Consider the following 17067-nt stretch of genomic DNA (forward strand, 5'->3'; position numbering starts at 1 on the left):
TCGCCCCCAGGTTGGGCTCACTGCGTGTAGCCCGCCCACCCCCTACCGGGGGCAACACCAGCGGCCCGGCAAAGCCGGTTCCGCGGTGTTTCACCAACGGGCCTGGCTGCGCCGGCCGGAACTCTGTGCCCTAGGCTCCGGCCACGCTGCGCGCCACGGCTTCGGCGACCTTGATGCCGTCGACCCCCGCCGACAGGATCCCGCCGGCATAGCTCGCGCCTTCACCGGCCGGGTACAGGCCGCGCACGTTGAGGCTCTGGAAATCCTCGCCGCGCGTGATCCGGATCGGCGACGAGGTGCGGGTCTCGACGCCGGTCAGCACCGCATCGTGCAGGTCGAAACCCTTGATCTTGCGGCCGAAGGCCGGAAAGGCCTCGCGCATGGCCTCGATCGCGTAGCCGGGCAGCGCGCCGTGCAGGTCGCCCGGCGTCACGCCCGGCTTGTACGAGGGCAGCACGCTGCCGAGCGCCGTGGAAGGCCGGCCGGCGACGAAGTCGCCCACCAACTGGGCCGGCGCACGGTAGTCGCCACCGCCGAGCACGAAGGCGTTCGACTCCAGCGTGCGCTGCAGCTCGATGCCGGCCAGCGGCGAACCGGCGCGGCCCTCGTCCCAGCCCGGAAAGTCGCCGGGCTCGATGCCCACCACGATGCCCGCATTGGCGTTGCGCTCGTTGCGCGAATACTGGCTCATGCCGTTGGTCACGACCCGGCCTGGTTCGCTGGTCGCGGCCACCACGGTGCCGCCCGGGCACATGCAGAAGCTGTAGACCGAGCGGCCGTTGCTCGCGTGGTGCACCAGCTTGTAGTCGGCCGCGCCCAGGAGCGGGTGGCCGGCATGGCGGCCCCAGCGCGCGCGGTCGATCAGGCCTTGCGGATGCTCGACCCGGAAGCCGATCGAGAAGGGCTTGGCCTCGATGTGCACGCCGCGCGCGTGCAGCATCTCGAAGCTGTCGCGCGAACTGTGGCCCAGCGCCATCACGACGTGGTCGGCGCGCAGCTCGCTGGTCTGGCCGGTGCGCTGGTCGAGCACGACCAGGCCGCGCAGGTGTCTGCCTTCCGGTCCGTCCTCGATCAGCACGTCACTCACGCGCTGCTCGAAGCGGATCTCGCCGCCCAGCGCCGTGATCTGCTCGCGCATGTGCTCCACCACCTTCACCAGCTTGAAGGTGCCGATGTGCGGGTGCGCCACGTAGAGGATCTCGGGCGGCGCGCCGGCCTTGACGAACTCCTCCATCACCTTGCGGCCGAGGAAGCGCGGGTCCTTGATCTGGCTGTAGAGCTTGCCGTCGGAGAAGGTGCCGGCGCCGCCTTCGCCGAACTGCACGTTCGACTCCGGGTTCAGCACGCTCTTGCGCCACAGGCCCCAGGTGTCCCTGGTGCGCTGGCGCACGGTCTTGCCGCGCTCGATCACGATCGGCTTGAAGCCCATCTGGGCCAACAGCAGCGCGCAGAAGATGCCGCAGGGGCCGAAGCCCACCACCACGGGCCGCAGCGGCAGCTCGGCCGGCGCCTGCGCCGGGGCGTGCCACGCCATGTCGGGCGTCGGTCCGATGCGCGGGTTCTCCGCGAACTTGGCCAGCAGGCTGGCCTCCAGCGCGGGGTCGGACAGCGCCACGTCGACGATGTAGACCTGCAGCAGGTCGACCTTGCGGGCGTCGAAGCTGCGCTTGAAGACCTTGTGCTCGGCCAGCGCCCCGGCGGGGACGCCGAGGATCCCGGCGATGGCCTGGAGCAGCGCCGCTTCGTCGTGGGCGAGCGGCAGTTTGATTTCAGAGATTCTCAGCATGTCGTGGGCTTGTGTCTATCAAGCAGGGACGCCGATTATCGCAACGCCGCCCAGGCCGCGGCGCGCCGCCTCCAGTCAGGACAGAGCAAAAACCCGCTGCGCTGTTTCTTGGTCTGTCCCGCAATGTCTCACGAGGGCAGGAAGCCGTCGACCGACAGGTAGCGCTCGCCGGTGTCGTAGTTGAAGCCCAGGACCACCGCGTCGGCGGCCAGCGAGGGCAGTTTCTGCGCGATCGCGGCCAGGGTGGCGCCGGACGAAATCCCGACCAGCATGCCTTCCTCGCGCGCACAGCGGCGCGCCATTTCGCGCGCCGGCTCGGCATCGACCTGGAGCACGCCGTCGAGCAGGTCGGTGTCGAGGTTCTTCGGGATGAAGCCGGCGCCGATGCCCTGGATCGGATGCGGCGCGGGCTGGCCGCCGGAGATCACCGGCGAGGCCACCGGCTCGACTGCGAAGACCTTGAGCTTGGGCCACTTCTTCTTGAGCACGCGGGCGCAGCCGGTGATGTGGCCGCCGGTGCCCACGCCGGTGATCAGCACGTCGATGCCGCCCGGGAAATCGGCCGCGATCTCCTCGGCCGTGGTGCGCACGTGCACGTCCACGTTGGCCGGATTGTCGAACTGCTGCGGCATCCAGGCGCCGGGCGTGCCGGCGACGATCTCCTCGGCCCGTGCGATCGAGCCCTTCATGCCTTTCTCGCGCGGCGTCAGGTCGAAGCTGGCGCCGTAGGCGAGCATCAGGCGGCGGCGCTCGACCGACATGCTGTCGGGCATCACCAGCACCAGCTTGTAGCCCTTGACCGCCGCCACCATCGCCAGGCCGATGCCGGTGTTGCCGGAGGTCGGCTCGACGATCGTGCCGCCGGGCTTCAGCGCGCCCGAGCGTTCGGCATCCTCGACCATCGACAGGGCGATGCGGTCCTTGATCGAGCCGCCCGGGTTGGCGCGCTCCGACTTGATCCAGACTTGCTGCGTCGCGTGGCCGAAGAGGCGCTGGATGCGCACATGCGGCGTGTTGCCAATGGTTTGGAGGATGGTGTCTGCTTTCATGCGGTCTCCTTGGGGCTGGCCCCGGCTGAACGAAAAGGGAGCGCCATTGTGGCGATAATCGACGGGTGAAGCGCGCCGGACCGCCGCTGGTGCAAGTCTCGAAAGAGCGCACTGGAGGAACGTCCGGACTGCACAGGACAGCGCAGGAGCTAACGGCTCCCCACCGCGAGGTGAGGATCAGAGCAACAGAGACGAGTCGGCCGGGGGCAACCCCGGTCGGGTGAAACGGGCAATCTCTGCGCGCAGCAACACCAAGTAGGCCAGCGTCGATGTGGTTCCGCAGAGCTGGCGGGTAGGTGGCATCGAGCCGTTTGGCGACAAACGGCCCAGAGTAATGGCGGTCACGCTGGGGTCTCGCAAGAGGCTTCAGTGCACAGAATCCGGCTTACAGGCGCGCTTCACACTTTTTTCGCTCGCCCCCAGGTTGGCTCACTTCGTGTAGCCGTCCACCCCCGACCGGAGGCGGCCCGGCCGCTTGGGAGCGGCCCGGCGCGGCGGGCCCCACGAAGGGAGCGCGCCTCGACGCATCAGAACCGTTCGTTGGGCGTCAGGTAGCGCCACTGGCTCGGCAGCAACCCCGACAGCGGCACCCGGCCAATGCGGATGCGCTTCATGGCCAGGATCTGCAGGCCGGCGTCGTCGCAGAGATGGGCGATCTGGCCCGGGCGGGGGCCCTTGAGGGCGAAGCGCAGGCCGGTGTGGCCTTCGGCCTGCTGGCCGATGCTGACGCGGGCCGGGCCGCGCTCGAAGCGCGCCAGCGTCTCGGGGCCGACCGGGCCGGCGACGTCGACCATGACCTCGTGCTCGAGGATGCCGGCGTCCTCCTGCAGCTTGCGCTCGATGCGCCACTCCTGCGTGAACACCACCAGGCCGCTGGCACCGGTCTCGAGCGGCGTCATGCAGCGCTGTGCCGCCACGTGGCGCGGCAGGAAGCGCAGGCCGGCGCGCTCGGGCTCGTGATGGTTGGCGGCCAGCAGCAACCGGTGCGCGTGGTCGGTCGGCGTGCCGGCGGGCTTGTGCAGCAGCAGCGTGACCGGCACCACCGGTTCGGGCCGGGCGCCGGCCTCGATCTCGACCTGCTGGTGCGCCAGCACGCGCGCCTGCGGCAACAGTGCCGGCTCGCCATCGACGCGCACCGCGCCGTTCTCGATCAGGAGCTCGGCCTCGCGCCGCGAACAGCCTGCCAGCGCCGCCACCCGCTTGGCCAGCCGGATGCCCTCGTCCGCATCTTTCATGGCTGGGTCGTCTGGCGTATGCGCTCGACATGCGCCGCCAGCGAACGCGCGGCCACCGGCCACATGCGTTCGGGGACGTCGTCGTAGGCCAGCGGCAGCCATTCCTCGGGCGTGCCCTCGGGCCGCTGGCGCATCGCGGCGGCGATCTTGGCCTCGCGCCGCAGGCGGTGCGCCTTCAGGTGGGCGATGGCGGCGCGGGCGTCGCCCAGCACATAGCCGTGCGCGGGCAGGATGAAGCCGACGCCGCCTTCGGCACAGGCGGCGTCGAGCTTGTCGAGCGAGTCGAGGTAGGCGTTCATGTTGCCGTCCGGCGGATCGACCACGGTGGTGCTGCCGTTCAGGATGTGATCGCCCGAGAACAGCAGTCCGTCTTCCTCGAGCAGCAGGCACAGGTGATTGGCCGCGTGGCCGGGCGTGTGGATCACGCGCAGCGTGTGGCCGTCCAGCACCAGGCGCTCGCCGTCCTGCAGCACCCGGTCGGGCGTGAAGCGGGCGCTGGCGCGTGCGGTCGGCGCCGATGGCATGCCGAGGATCGGCGGCAGGCTCTTGCACAGCTGCTGCAGCGGCAGGGCGCCGGGCGAGTGGTCGGGGTGCGAATGGGTGCAGACGATCAGGCGGACGTCGCCGCCGGTCGCTTGCCACAGGCGGCCGATGTGGTCGACGTCGTTCGGCCCCGGGTCGATCACGATGTAGCCGGTGGCCGCATCGCCCACGATGTAGCTGTTGGTGCCGGGGCCGGTCATCGCGCCCGGATTGGGCGCGGTCAGGCGCTGCACGTTCTTCAGCAGCGGCACCGCGCGCTCGCTCTGCCAGTCGAGCGCATGGACGATCTGGCCGTCGGGGCTGACCAGCGCGAGCTCGCCGAACGGCGACTCGGTTTCCATGTAGCGGGCTTCCTGTCCGGCCAGCCAGCCTGCGCGCGGACAACTGGTCCACAGCGGGCCTTCGCCCGCATCGCGGGGGCCGCAGGCGTCGAGCACGGCGGCGACCGTCGGGTAGGCGGCCAGCCGCGCGAGCGTGCGCACGGTCGGGAAGATCATGAAGAAGCTGCCCGCCGCGTGGCGCGCGAGCGCATCGGCCGGCCGGACCCAGCAGGGTTCGAACTGCTCGGTCTCGTCGGCCGTCGGCGTCTGGCCTTCGGGCATGGGGGCGACCAGGAAGGGCACGTCGAAGCGCTTGGGCAGGTCGCGGTCGGTGATCCAGTGCGCGAAGGTGAACACCTTGTCGGTCGACAGCCGCAGGCCGCGCGCCGCGCACTGGTCGGCGAAGGCGACGGTGGTGCTGGCGGTGCTGCGGTCCATGGCGGCGACTTCCTCGGCGCTCACCGGGCGGCCGTCCGGATGGTGGGCCAGCAGCACGCCGAGTTCCTCGAAGCTTTCGCGGATCGCGGCGATCGCCTGGGTGAGCTGGGCTTCGCCCTGGGTGGGGCGGCGCGTCGCGATGGCGCGCGCGCTGGCGTCGCCTTCGTCGATGCGTCCGCCCGGGAACACGTAGGCGCCGGGCGCGAAGCTGGCGCTGGCGGAGCGCCGGGTCATTAGCACTTCGATGCCTTCGGGCGTGTCGCGCAGCAGAAGCACGGTCGCGGCGGCGCGCACGGGCGCCGGTTCGCGCTGGGGGTGGAGCAGTTGGGTGGGGCGTACCATGGGTCGAGATTATCGGGAGATCGGCGAACCCTCGTGCAAAGGGGGCGGCGGCGCATAAGCTTCTACACGATTCTTCATGAGCAAAGCGCCACAATCCGGACCTGCCCATTTCGTCACCAGAGATCGCCATGCCCAGTTCTTTTCCCGGCTCCCTGCGCCATCTTGCCGCGTGGTCGGCGCTCGCCCTCTGGGCCCTCGCTCCGGTCGCTTCCGCCCAGCCGGACTGGCCGCACCAGCCGATCACGATGATCATGGGCTTCCCGGCCGGCTCGGGCGTCGACGTGGTGGCGCGTGCGATCCAGGAGCCGCTGCAGCAGAAGCTCGGCCAGCCGGTGGTGATCGACTACAAGTCCGGCGCCGCCGGCAACATCGCGAGCGAATACGTGGCGCGCGCCCGGCCGGATGGCTATACGCTGGCCTTCGGCACCGCGGCCACGCACGGCAGCAATGCGGCGCTCTACAAGAAGCTGCCCTTCGATGTCGAGGCCGACTTCATCCCGGTGGCGCCGGTGCTCGATGTCTCGAACGTGCTCACGATCAACCCGGACGTGATCAACGTGAAGACCCTGAAGGAATTCGTCGAGCTCGTGAAGGCCCATCCGGGCAAGTACAACTACGCCTCCACCGGCAACGGCGCCGGCACCCACATGGCGTTCGCGGAGTTCAACTCGCGCCTGGGCCTGGACATGGTGCACGTGCCCTACAAGGGCGGGCCGGAGGCCATCACGTCGGTGGTGCGCGGCGAGACCTGCTGCATCATGAACCAGGTGCAGACCGTGCTGCCACAGTACAAGGCCGGCAAGGTGCGGCTGCTGGCCGTCACCACCGCCAAGCCGGTGGCCGCCATCAAGGAGGTGCCGACCATCGCCTCGAGCGGAATTCCGGGCGCCCAGGGCTTCGACAGCTCGATCTGGTTCGGCATCTTCGCGCCCAAGGGTACCGACCCGCGTGTCGTCGAAAAGCTCAACGCCGCCATCGCGTCGGTGCTCGAGCAGCCCGAATTGCGCGAACGCTTCGAAAGCCAGGGCAACACGGTGCGCATCGAGTCGCCGGCGCAGTTCAAGCAGACCGTCCACGCCAACCGCGTGAAGTGGGCGGAGGTCGCCAAGGCGGCGAACATCCACATCGATTGACGCCCGCTTCCGGCCAGCGCAGCCAGGCCCGTTGGTGAAACACCGCGGAACCGGCTTTGCCGGGCCGCCGGTGTTGCCCCCGGTAGGGGGTGGGCGCCCCGACACGCAGTGCGGGGCAACCTGGGGGCGAGCCCAATGACAGGGCGAGCTAGCAGGCTGCTGAAATACCTCACCGGATGGTCCCCCGAAAGTGGGCCTGAGGCGTTGTCTTCGCAGACCCACGAAACCTGCTCCGATGCGCGGCCCTGACACATTCACCGAAGGTTTGTTCACCATGAGACGGCTGGACGATTTCGTTCCAGCGGATCATCCGCTACGCCGCATCCGGGTGATGGTCAACGAGGCTCTGGCCAAGATGGATGAGCTGTTCTCCCGGATGTACGAGGCCGACATCAAGGGCGGCCGCCCGAGCATCGCGCCGGAGAAGCTGCTGCGGGCGATGCTGCTGCAGATCCTGTTCAGCATTCGCTCGGAGCGCCAGCTCATGGAGCAGACGCAATACAACATSCTGTTTCGTTGGTTCATCGGCCTGGCGATGGACGACGCGGTGTGGGTGCCGACGGTGTTCAGCAAGAATCGCCAGCGCCTGATCGAGCACGACGCAGTGGTCGCCTTCTTYAACGAAGTGCTGGAGACGGCCGAGAACAAGGATTGGTTGTCGGGTGAGCACTTCAGCGTCGACGGCACGYTGATCCAGGCCTGGGCCGGACACAAGAGCTTCGTTCGCAARGACGGTGASGACGGTGGCGACAGCGGCGGGGACTTCAAGGGCCAGCAACGCAGCAATGAAACGCACGAGTCGAAGACCGATCCCGATTCAAAGCTGTACCGTAAGGGCAAGACGGCCAGCGAGCTGCGCTACATGGGGCACACGCTCACCGACAACCGTCACGGCCTGGTCGTCAACGCGATGGTCACGCAGGCCGACGGCTTTGCCGAACGTGAAGCGGCCAAGATCATGATCAGGGACGCACGTCAGGCAGCCGCGAGTGCGGATACCGAGGTCACGCTCGGCGCCGACAAGGGCTATGACGCGGCCGAGTTCATCGAAGAGCTGCACCGCATGAAGGTCACGCCGCATGGAGCCGGTCTCGAACAGCACGAGGTCACCTTCCTCGTAAGTGGGTATCTGGCCGAAGGGATGCAGCGCCAGATGTGCGGCCTCCTTCATCGCGTGAAAGGACACCAAGCGCACCTCGTAGGGCAGGCCGGCTTCCTCCAGCGCCCAGCGGACGCGCGTGTCTCGTGCAAGACCCTTGCCACCGTCGGGCGACCGTTCAAAGGCGGTGATGGTGATGGTCATCTTGAGCGTCCTTTCCACGTACGGTATCCGCGCACTCGCCGCTCAGATGCGTCTCCATAATGGATTCGCAACGCCATGCGTCGAAGGTCTGCCATTGGGCAAACTGAGCGTCGTGAACCACCGACCGGTTCTGGCCGCTGGCGGCTGTTGCCCGCATCCTGCCAGAGCAGCGACCGTGACCATTCAGGTCCGTCAGGGCCCCGCATTGCTGCGGTTGAAATCTCATCAAAATTGTGGAGGAGACCGATTCCGCTGCGGCACTCAAGCCGCGCTGACATGGGCCTCGGCGGCGATGTCGAGAAGCTGAACCAGCAGCCACGAGATGAGCAAGCGGGCGACCGAGGCCGTCAAGAAGTTCAAGGAAGAGCACGAGCGAGAGATGGAGGCGATGCGGCAGCTCTTCCGCTAGCCCTGTCAGCTCCAGATGGTGACCAGCTCGGCAATTTTGGTTGCGACCACCGCCATCGTGTCTTCCGACGTGTCAAGGCCGCTTCGCGAAGCGAGCATGGGGCTGACATCGCGGAGCGCTGTGTACGTCGTGCCGTGCACGACGGGCACGAGCCGGTTACCCTGGAGGAGGGTCGAAAGCTCTTTGTCGGCGACGCCCTCTTTCGGGAGGCGTGCTAGCAATGCAGGGGTCACCAGGACGAGCCCGATTTTCGAGGCCGCCAAGCCCTTGTCGATGGCGCGCATCATCGGCACGCCAAGGCCAAGGTCCTTCTCGCTGAACCAAACCTTGACACCAGCCGCTTCGAGCAAATCGTGCAGTTCCTTGGCGGCTCCCTGCCGGTCATCCCAAGCGTGGCAGAGGAAGCAATCCCGAAGGTCTGGCTTCGCCGCCGCTTCTTTTTCAACAGCCTCGCGGACCGGCGTGAGGGACGCCACCTGAGCAGGCGTGTACGAGACGGACGAACCGGCGCGCGACCAGCGCGGCCTGGAACTGCCGCCTCCGCTGGACCTGCCACCGCCGCTGTAGCTGCTCCCGCCGCCCGACGAGTAGGACGAGCTGTAGCCGCTGCCGTAGCTGCTGCGGTAACCGCCATAGCGGGAACTGCATGCAGGGCAGGCCGCCCGCGCGGCAGCGGAATTGTGCCCACGAACTGGTGCTGTGCATCTTGCCATTGCTGTGCTTCCTCTTTTGTTGTAGCCGAATTCTCAAGTAGGTTCACATGAGCTGCCGCCAGTCCTCGGTCAGAGCATCTTCCGATAGACAACGAAACCCGATTTCTCGGCAACCTTGTCGTAGAGCACCATCGCCGTGGCATTGGTCTCGTGGGTTTGCCAGTACACCCGCGGGGCACCGGCCGCCATCGCCCGCCGATAGACCTCGTTGATGAGAGCGCGTGCGACGCCCCTTCCTCTGGCAGCTTCGACGGTGTACAGGTCCTGCAGATAGCAGCTCGGGCCGAGTTGAGTGGTGCTTCGATGGAAAAGAAAGTGGGCCAGGCCGAGAAGGCCAGAAGAGCCTTCGGCCACCAGCGCATGCATTGGCTCGTTGACGTCGAGGAAGCGCGACCAGGTCGTCCGCGTGATGTCGACTGGCAACGCCGTCGCTCCGCTGCGGCCGTAGAACGAGTTGTAGTTATCCCAGAGAGGCAGCCAAGCAACGAAGTCGCCTTCAACGGCCGGGCGAATGAGGATTTGTTCGAGCACGGAAGGACGTGAGCTTGGGTAGTGGAGAAGCGACGAAGGGTTTTCTAGACGAGCGTCGAAGGTCTGGTTCTGGCCGACTGTAGCCGGTCGCGCGAAAGAACTTCGAGCCCATTCCTGTATCTCGACCCTCTTGAAGGCAGCCACTGGCTGATGGCCTGAAAGGGTCAAGTGCGCGCAGGGCGCCAAGTTCCGTGGAAGCCGAACGGTACGCGGTGCGGCAAACGGGCGACCGCAACTTGTCCCGCCGCCAGGTCCATTGCATCGAACACCAGCAGGTCGCTGCGCCGTTCCTGTTCACGCCAGGCCACGGCAAGCAGCCAGCCGTCGCCCTCGGCTGCGTCGGTGGCGCGCGGCACGAACACCGGTTCGGACACCACGTCTCCATGCGGCAGCGTGTGCATGCTGCGCTCGCCGGTATCGAAATCGAAACGGGCGAGGCTGTCGTAGAGCACGCTTTCCGAGTCATCCCTTGCGCGCGACCTCGCATGGCAGGTGTAGAAGCCGTAGCGGTTGCGCCGGCCCGTGTAGCGCTCGTCAATGCGTGGAAACTCCGCCACCAAGTCGTCGAGGTACTCGCGTCGGAATCCTGTGTCCGTGCCGCTCAAGTCGAAAGTCCAGCGGCACAGGCGCGCGGCCATGGCGTCGGGGTCACCGGGATGGCCTTCGGCATCGGGCAGTCCGGGCGCCGTTTCCGACTGCATCACATAGGCCACGACAGTGGCGCCGTCGTCCCAGGCATTCATCACATGGAACACGTGGCAGGCGTCGGAGTCGAACCAGCGCAGTGTGTCCGCCGCGCCACCGCGCTGCATCACGCCAACGTGTGTCCGCAGGCCGACGTCCCAGGCCAGCAGTGGCTTGCCGCGCATCGCGCGCTCCACGCTGAGCGTCAGCGGTGTGACGGGAAAGAGCACATGCCCGCGCGTCACCATGAAGTCGTGCGCCATGCTGGCATACGGCGCTTTGAACGACTCGAGCCGCGTGACCTCGCAGTGCTTGTCCATCACGCCATAGAGCATGGCCGGCGAACAAGGGCCGTCGGGCGAATACGCAAAGAAGTGCAGTTCGCCGCTCTCGGGGTCCACCTTCGGGTGCGCGGTGCAGCGCGAGGTCACGCGGTCGCCGAAGCTCTGGTGCCCTTTGGAAGCCAGCGTGTAGGCGTCGAGCTCAAAGGGTTGATGCGACTCTTCGAGGGCGAACAGTCGGTCGCCATGCCACAGCATGCTGGTGTTGGCCGTGCCACCGTTTCGGCCCTGCGCCAGCGGGTCGCTGGTGGCGGGGTTGCCGAAGGTGCCGAAGAGCGCGCGCCCGGCTTCATGTTCGAGCTGCCATTTCGGCGTGCGCGCCCAACGGTTGCTGTACGACACGCTGCCCTTGTCGATGTGGAAGGCGTGCACCATGCCGTCGCCGGAGAACCAGTGGTAGTTATTGTCGCGCGGTGCGTACTGCGGGCTTGGGCCGACACGGTACAGGCTGCCTGACAGCCCGGGTGGCAGCGTGCCTTCGATGTGGAGCTGCGTGATGTCGTGCTCCTCGGCGAGCGGCGCGTAGTTGCCGGTGAAGAAGTGAGGGTTCGTCTGTGTTTCTGCGTTCACGTGGAGCCTTTGGGATTCATTCAGGAGGTCGATGTGCCGTTCAGATGCGCGATGGCTTGCCCAACGTAGGCGGCCAACGTCTCGTCGATGCCCGAGCCAGCCCGCAGAGCCGCGTCGTGGTGAAACGCGCGCTGCAGCTTCGCGTGTAGCGCGGCATCGCCGCCGGCCTTGGCGAGCGAGAGCTCCTGCCAACGCTGCGCCAGCGCACGCATGGCTGCGCCATCGATGGGGGTGCCCGTCAACATCTGTTGCCGAACCTCGGCGATGAGCGGCGGCCATGCATCGGTCTGCGCAACGTAGTTCTGGCGCAAATTGGCCATGTCGCGGGCGCTGCAGTAAGGCGCGTAGAGCTGGAGGCGCGCGAAGGCCATCGCGTGCGAGATGTAGCGGATGCCCGCGCGGTCCACACCGGTCAGCGCGTGGAGCGACGGCTCGTTCCAGTGCATGGTGTAGAGCTTCATCAGCAGACCTTCGTCGCCGCCGGCTTCTTCGAGCAACAGTTCAATCCAACGTTGCGCCAGGGCCTGCGCTTGCGGGCTCTCGGGCGATACGCCGGCGGCGACTAGGCGGTGCAGCCACGCCGACAACTCGGCGCGCTCGGGCGCCACTGCGTCAGTGAAACCTTCCCGCTGCGTCTTGAGCGTGCGCTGTTCATCGTCGCTGAAGTACTTCGAACCCGCGACCATGCTTTCGAGTGCCAAGAGCCAGTCGTCGATGCCGGGTTCTTCGCTGGCCTGTATCTGGCCCTGCACCGCGAGCAGATGGGTGCGCAGCGCCGACGCCTGCAGGATTTCGCGGTCGAGTTGCGCCACCTGCCGCGCCACGACTTCCGAAATACCGCCGGCCGCGTTGTCGAGCAGGCCTTGTATGTCAGCGAGCGACAGGTCGAGTCGCCGCAACGCCTGAATGCGGTAAAGCCGCGCCACGTCTTTCCGCCCGTATAGGCGGTAGCCGCCACTGGACCTTTCGGACGGCACCAGCAGGGCGATGTCGTCATAGTGCCGCAATGCGCGCACTGTCAGCCCGGTGCGCCGGGCCAGTTCACCAATCCTCAGAAACATGCCTTCCCTCTCAAGTTGAAGGCATCCTAGACCGTGCCGTTACGAGAGGGTCAAGCACTTTTCGTGGCCCGCGGTCGCTCCGCCATCAGCTTTGTCGCTTCCGAGGCGACTCTGGCAAGAAACTGGACCGTCGCGCCGAACTTCCGTACATGGACGCCCCCGAATATGCCAGGCATTCAGTTGATGATGACTTGAAGGTTCGATTGCACCCGTACATTCGGACTTTCGATGCGGCTTCTCGCCGGTGTCCCTGATGGGGTCTGCTGGTCGGCTCCTCTGTCGGTGTTTCGCACTCAAGGTGCTCCGGACGTTCTGGGCTTCGCCAACCACGGTCTTACCTGTCTTGCCATCACTGCGTGATTGCCTGAGCAATCGGTGGTTCGGTACTCCTGTCGTCTGTGTTGCAGGGTCGCGGTTGGCTATGCCGCGAGTTGCGGCGGCACGTAGTTAGGTCGGAACTCCCGCCCGTGGGCCAGCAGCGCCCAGACCGTTCGCACGTTCTTGTTGGCCAGTGCGACCGCGGCCACGTTCGGATGTCGTCGGTTCAGCAGGCTCGCGAGCCACACATTGGTGTTCACGGCCTTGCGCTGCACCGCAACAATGGCGGAGCGCGCGCCGTGAATCAGCAAGGTGCGCAGGTACACGTCTCCACGTTTGCTGATACCCAGAAGCGTTGGCTTGCCTCCACTCGAATGCTGCCGTGGCACGAGGCCGAGCCAGGCTGAGAGCTGCCGGCCGTTGTCGAAGCTGTTCGCATCCGCGATGGAGGCCACCAGAGCACTGGCTCCCAGCGGCCCGATGCCGGGAATCTTCTCGAGCCGGAGGCTGAGCTCGCTGCTGCGATGCCAAGCCTTGATTTGGTCCTCGAACTCGTGGACCAGCTTGTCCAGCTCCTTGAGGTGCTCGGTCAGGCGAGCAATGAGTTGGCGGAACGTTCCCGGCAGCCGGTTGCTCGCGTCTTCAATCAGCTCGGGGACTTGCTTGGCAACGTGACAGATGCCCTTCGGGATGACCAGGCCGAACTCGCCGAGCAGGCTGCGAATTTGGTTGGCCTGCGCGGTGCGGGCAATGACGAAGCCCTGGCGTGCGCGATGCAGCGACAGCACAGCCTGCTGCTCGACGCTCTTCACCGGCACAAACCGCATGCTGGGCCTGGTGACGGCCTCGCAGATGGCTTCCGCATCAGCCACGTCGTTCTTGTTGCTCTTCACATACGGCTTGACGAACTGTGGCGACATCAAGCGCACCGTGTGGCCGAAGCCCTGCAGGGTGCGCGCCCAGTGGTTGGCACTGCCGCACGCCTCCATGCCGATGAGGCACGGTGGCAGGTTCACGAAGAACGTCGTCATCTGGTCGCGTCGCAGCTGCTTGCGCAGCGCGACCTGCCCATGCTCATCCACTGCGTGAACCTGAAACACATTCTTGGCCAGGTCGATGCCAACAGTCGTAATCTTCATGGTGGACGCCCCTCTCGGTTCAAGTGGTTGGTGACACTTCCACTTTGGCACATCGATGCCGGTACGGGTGGGGGCGTCCATCCCTACAGGGACCTCCGCTTGTGTCAAGGCAAAAGCGTGGTGTCTGGCGCTGGGTACCGCTCCTTCGAGGCTCGAGCATCGGGACGATTGAACAGGGAAGACTGCACATCTACAGGCGGCCTTGTTGCACGACGTGGTGTGGGCCCAGATACGAACCGCTCAGCAGGGCTCCATTCATTGCGCGTGGTGTCGAGTGACCACTGGGATGGACACGAGCTTGCCTGCTGACGGTCTAACCAGTTCAACGTATCTTCAGCTCAGGTCTGGCAGGAATTTCAGTTTGTCGGTCAACCATCCCTCGTTACGCAACGGGTTGCACAACGCAGGGCTTGACGCTCACGTGGTTGCAGTCGAAGACCTGGTCTTTGGCCAACACGGCCCACAAGATCCGCGCGTTCTTGTTGGCGAGGGCGACGGCCGCTTTCTGCCAACCGGACCGCTCGCGCAGGCGTTGGGCCCATTTCGAGATCGGATCGCTGCGCTTGTCGGCCGAGAGAACTGCCGAGCGGGCCGCCTGGATCAACAGCATTCGGAGGTACATATCGCCTCGCTTCGTGATTCCACCTAGCCTCGTCTTGCCGCCGCTGGAATTCTGGTTGGGCGTAAGTCCCAACCAAGCACCAAACTGCGCGCCATTGCGGAATTGCTTGAAGTCCCCAACCGTCGCGATCAGCGCGGACGCGGTGACCGGGCCAACGCCCTTGAGTTGAGAGGCTCGCCTGACCTGTTCGTCATTCTTCCGATGGGCCGCGATGCGCTCGTCGCACCACTGGATATGGTCGTCGAGTTCCCGCCAGTGCTCAGTTGCCCGCTGAAGAACAAGACGCGCCACGCCGGCGATCTCGTTGGTTCCATCCTCAACGACTTCGCTGATTCGCGCACGCAAGACTGCCGACGTTTGCGGGAGGACGACACCGAACTCGCCCAACAGTCCTCGGATTCGATTGATGCAGGCTGTTCGTTCTTCCTTGAGGCCTTCGCGCAGTCGGTGCACGCAGAGCATGCCTTGCTGAGCAACGGTCTTGGTTGGCACGAAGTGCATCTGGGGACGGGATGCCGCCTCGCAGATGGCCGCGGCATCGTTCGCATCGTTCTTGCCCCCGCGACCCTGCAGCCGGTATGGCCCGACAAGCTGCGCCGGAATGATGCGTGGATCCAGGCCCATCGCAAGGAGCTTCCGGCTCCAAAAGTGCGCCCCAGAACACGCCTCCATTGCAACCAAGCAACCGGCTGGCAGCTGCGCGCACCATTCGATGAACTTCCCTCGCGCCAACGCGCGATTCGCAACGACCGTTCCACCAAGATCCACCGCGTGCACCTGCAGCGCATTCTTCGCCAGGTCGACGCCTACCCGTGCGATGGCATTCATAAGGGCTCCTTTCATGTTTGCGGCCTGCCGCCGCCACTACATGATGGCGCAGCGGTCGAACCTACCCCGAGGAGGTCCCTTCGTATTCATTGGTATTGGCCGACTGTAGCCTGTCGTCGGCCCGCGGCTCCGGGCCGAGATGGCATGGACACCGCCCACCTTTTAGCCGCGTAGGCCACCGAACGGCCGGCGTGTCAGAGTGGGGATTCCATCCCCCTCACTTCCGATTGGAGACCCGACATGACTGCTACGACCTATGGACTTGATGTTGCAAAGAGCGTGTTTCAGCTGCACTGGGTCGATGYGCAAACCGGCGAAATCGTGAATCGGCGATTTAGCCGGGGAGAGCTCATCAAGTTCTTGTCATTTCGACTGCCAGGACGCGTGGCGTTGGAGGCCTGTGGAAGCGGGCATTGGTGGGCGCGCAAAATCAGAACGATGGGTCACGAGGTTGTCTTGCTGCATGCGAAATTCATCCGACCCTTCGTGCAAACCAACAAGACCGACGCCGCGGATGCACGTGCGATCTGGACTGCTGTGCATCAGCCGGGGATGCGCACAGTCGCGGTGAAGTCGGAGGAACAGCAAGCGATGCTGAGTCTTCATCGGATGCGCACGCTCTTGCTCAAATTCCGCACGATGCAAGTGAACCAGTTGCGAGGGTTGCTTTACGAGTTCGGCGCTACATTCAGGGCAGGTCGTGTCGCCGGTCTCGCCGAGATCAGGGCACGCATGGCCGAGCTCGAGAGCCAACTACCAGGCACGATGCTGTCCTGTTTGCAAGAGCAGGTTGCGCGTATCGATGGATTGCAGCAAGACATCGATCGACTGGAGGCACGAATAGCCGCTTGGCAGAAGCAAGATGCGGCCTGCCGCGCCATCGCCGATGTACCCGGCATAGGGAGGCTGACCGCGACCGCGCTGGTCGCGACGATGGGTGACGCCGCGATGTTCAAGTCTGGACGTGAGTTCGCCGCATTCCTCGGCCTGGTGCCCCGTCAAAGCGGCACAGGAGGCAAGGTTCGACTGGGCTCGATCTCGAAGCGAGGCGATCCGTATTTGCGAACGCTGTTGATTCACGGGGCGCGGTCGGTCATGTATCACACGAAGGTACCGACGCCTTGGCAAAGGGAAATACAGGCGAGGCGACCAGCCAATGTCGTTGCGGTCGCACTCGCAAGCAAGATGGCTCGCACGGCTTGGGCGATTCTGGCGCGAGGCCAAGCCTATCAAAGGAACTTCGTGAGCGTGAAGCCAGCGTAGAAGGAAAGAGGATACAGGGAGCACTGGTTGGTTGCTGAGGTCGATTCAAGGTGATGGCAAGACAGGTCGGACCGCGAGAACGCAAACCTGAACACAGCCTTGCGCCGCAAAGCGCGTGGCCGAGATGAGGACGTTCTTGGCGAATTCCATCAGGGCCCGCAGGCTTCGGCTTGCATGACAAGGCCGGATATATACATGGACGCCCCCAGTTTGCAAGGCTATGTCACGTTGCTGGCGAGCAGGAGAAGATTGCAGACATACATCCGACCTTCAGACGCATGAAGCGCTTCGGCCCTGATGGAATGCGCTGGCTGGCTCCTCAATAAGACTGCGAGCTCGAAGCTCGTTATACCCGTCAGGTTTGACCAGCCCCGGTCCTACCTGTATTGCCATCAACGATCGATTGCCATAGCAACCTGTGAGAGAGTCTTTACGTGAT

12 protein-coding genes, 1 other RNA gene and 2 pseudogenes are annotated in these 17067 nt (G+C 65.5%); 4 read left to right on the forward strand and 11 right to left on the reverse strand.

Annotated elements, in window-relative coordinates; all coding sequences use genetic code 11:
* Window positions 1-130 precede the first annotated feature (130 nt).
* Both AC1D2O_RS35105 and cysK read right to left on the reverse strand, forming a co-directional pair.
* Window positions 131-1786, reverse strand: coding sequence for an NAD(P)/FAD-dependent oxidoreductase (locus tag AC1D2O_RS35105; protein WP_478090207.1), 1656 nt, complete (start codon window positions 1784-1786; stop codon window positions 131-133).
* Window positions 1787-1914: 128 nt separating this feature from the next.
* A complete protein-coding gene (cysK, locus tag AC1D2O_RS35110; RefSeq protein ID WP_478090208.1) occupies window positions 1915-2835 on the reverse strand; it encodes a cysteine synthase A in 921 nt (306 codons plus the stop codon).
* Window positions 2836-2902: 67 nt separating this feature from the next.
* Between cysK and rnpB the strand changes: the two genes are divergently transcribed.
* An RNA gene (gene rnpB / locus AC1D2O_RS35115) (RNase P RNA component class A) lies at window positions 2903-3239 on the forward strand.
* 123 nt (window positions 3240-3362) lie between these two features.
* Here the strand turns inward: rnpB and AC1D2O_RS35120 are convergent.
* Both AC1D2O_RS35120 and AC1D2O_RS35125 read right to left on the reverse strand, forming a co-directional pair.
* Entirely contained in the window at window positions 3363-4070 is a 708-nt protein-coding gene (locus AC1D2O_RS35120; RefSeq protein ID WP_478090209.1) for an RNA pseudouridine synthase, read from the reverse strand.
* On the reverse strand, window positions 4067-5713 hold the full coding sequence (locus AC1D2O_RS35125) for an MBL fold metallo-hydrolase (RefSeq protein ID WP_478090210.1): 1647 nt from the start codon (window positions 5711-5713) through the stop codon (window positions 4067-4069). Before AC1D2O_RS35125 ends, AC1D2O_RS35120 begins: the two co-directional genes overlap by 4 nt.
* A gap of 128 nt (window positions 5714-5841) precedes the next feature.
* On the opposite strand from AC1D2O_RS35125, the gene AC1D2O_RS35130 reads away from it, so the two are divergent.
* Complete coding sequence (locus tag AC1D2O_RS35130; protein WP_478090211.1) at window positions 5842-6846, forward strand: Bug family tripartite tricarboxylate transporter substrate binding protein; 1005 nt, start codon at window positions 5842-5844, stop codon at window positions 6844-6846.
* 235 nt (window positions 6847-7081) lie between these two features.
* Window positions 7082-7933: pseudogene (locus tag AC1D2O_RS35135) on the forward strand (IS5 family transposase); the annotation flags it as partial.
* On the opposite strand, the pseudogene AC1D2O_RS35140 reads toward AC1D2O_RS35135, so the two are convergent.
* The 7 genes and pseudogenes from AC1D2O_RS35140 to AC1D2O_RS35170 form a co-directional block, all read right to left on the reverse strand.
* A pseudogene (locus tag AC1D2O_RS35140) lies at window positions 7925-8149 on the reverse strand (glutathione S-transferase N-terminal domain-containing protein); the annotation flags it as partial. The pseudogenes AC1D2O_RS35135 and AC1D2O_RS35140 overlap by 9 nt on opposite strands.
* Window positions 8150-8563: 414 nt before the next feature.
* Complete coding sequence (locus AC1D2O_RS35145) at window positions 8564-9271, reverse strand: toll/interleukin-1 receptor domain-containing protein (protein ID WP_478158708.1); 708 nt, start codon at window positions 9269-9271, stop codon at window positions 8564-8566.
* Window positions 9272-9340: 69 nt separating this feature from the next.
* On the reverse strand, window positions 9341-9802 hold the full coding sequence (locus tag AC1D2O_RS35150; protein WP_477650692.1) for an N-acetyltransferase family protein: 462 nt from the start codon (window positions 9800-9802) through the stop codon (window positions 9341-9343).
* 164 nt (window positions 9803-9966) lie between these two features.
* Window positions 9967-11397: a carotenoid oxygenase family protein gene (locus AC1D2O_RS35155; RefSeq protein ID WP_478094790.1), complete on the reverse strand. Its 1431-nt coding sequence runs from the start codon at window positions 11395-11397 to the stop codon at window positions 9967-9969.
* Between the two features lie 20 nt (window positions 11398-11417).
* The gene (locus tag AC1D2O_RS35160) at window positions 11418-12458 is read right to left on the reverse strand and encodes a MerR family transcriptional regulator (protein WP_478158709.1); all 1041 of its coding nucleotides are present in this window, start codon (window positions 12456-12458) and stop codon (window positions 11418-11420) included.
* Window positions 12459-12877: 419 nt separating this feature from the next.
* Window positions 12878-13915, reverse strand: coding sequence for an IS110 family RNA-guided transposase (locus tag AC1D2O_RS35165; protein WP_477650420.1), 1038 nt, complete (start codon window positions 13913-13915; stop codon window positions 12878-12880).
* 382 nt (window positions 13916-14297) lie between these two features.
* Complete coding sequence (locus AC1D2O_RS35170) at window positions 14298-15365, reverse strand: IS110 family RNA-guided transposase (protein ID WP_478158710.1); 1068 nt, start codon at window positions 15363-15365, stop codon at window positions 14298-14300.
* Window positions 15366-15605: 240 nt separating this feature from the next.
* Between AC1D2O_RS35170 and AC1D2O_RS35175 the strand changes: the two genes are divergently transcribed.
* Entirely contained in the window at window positions 15606-16628 is a 1023-nt protein-coding gene (locus AC1D2O_RS35175; protein WP_478158711.1) for an IS110 family RNA-guided transposase, read from the forward strand.
* Window positions 16629-17067 lie beyond the last annotated feature (439 nt).

The sequence above is a fragment of the Variovorax sp. P1_G12 genome (assembly GCF_056405555.1).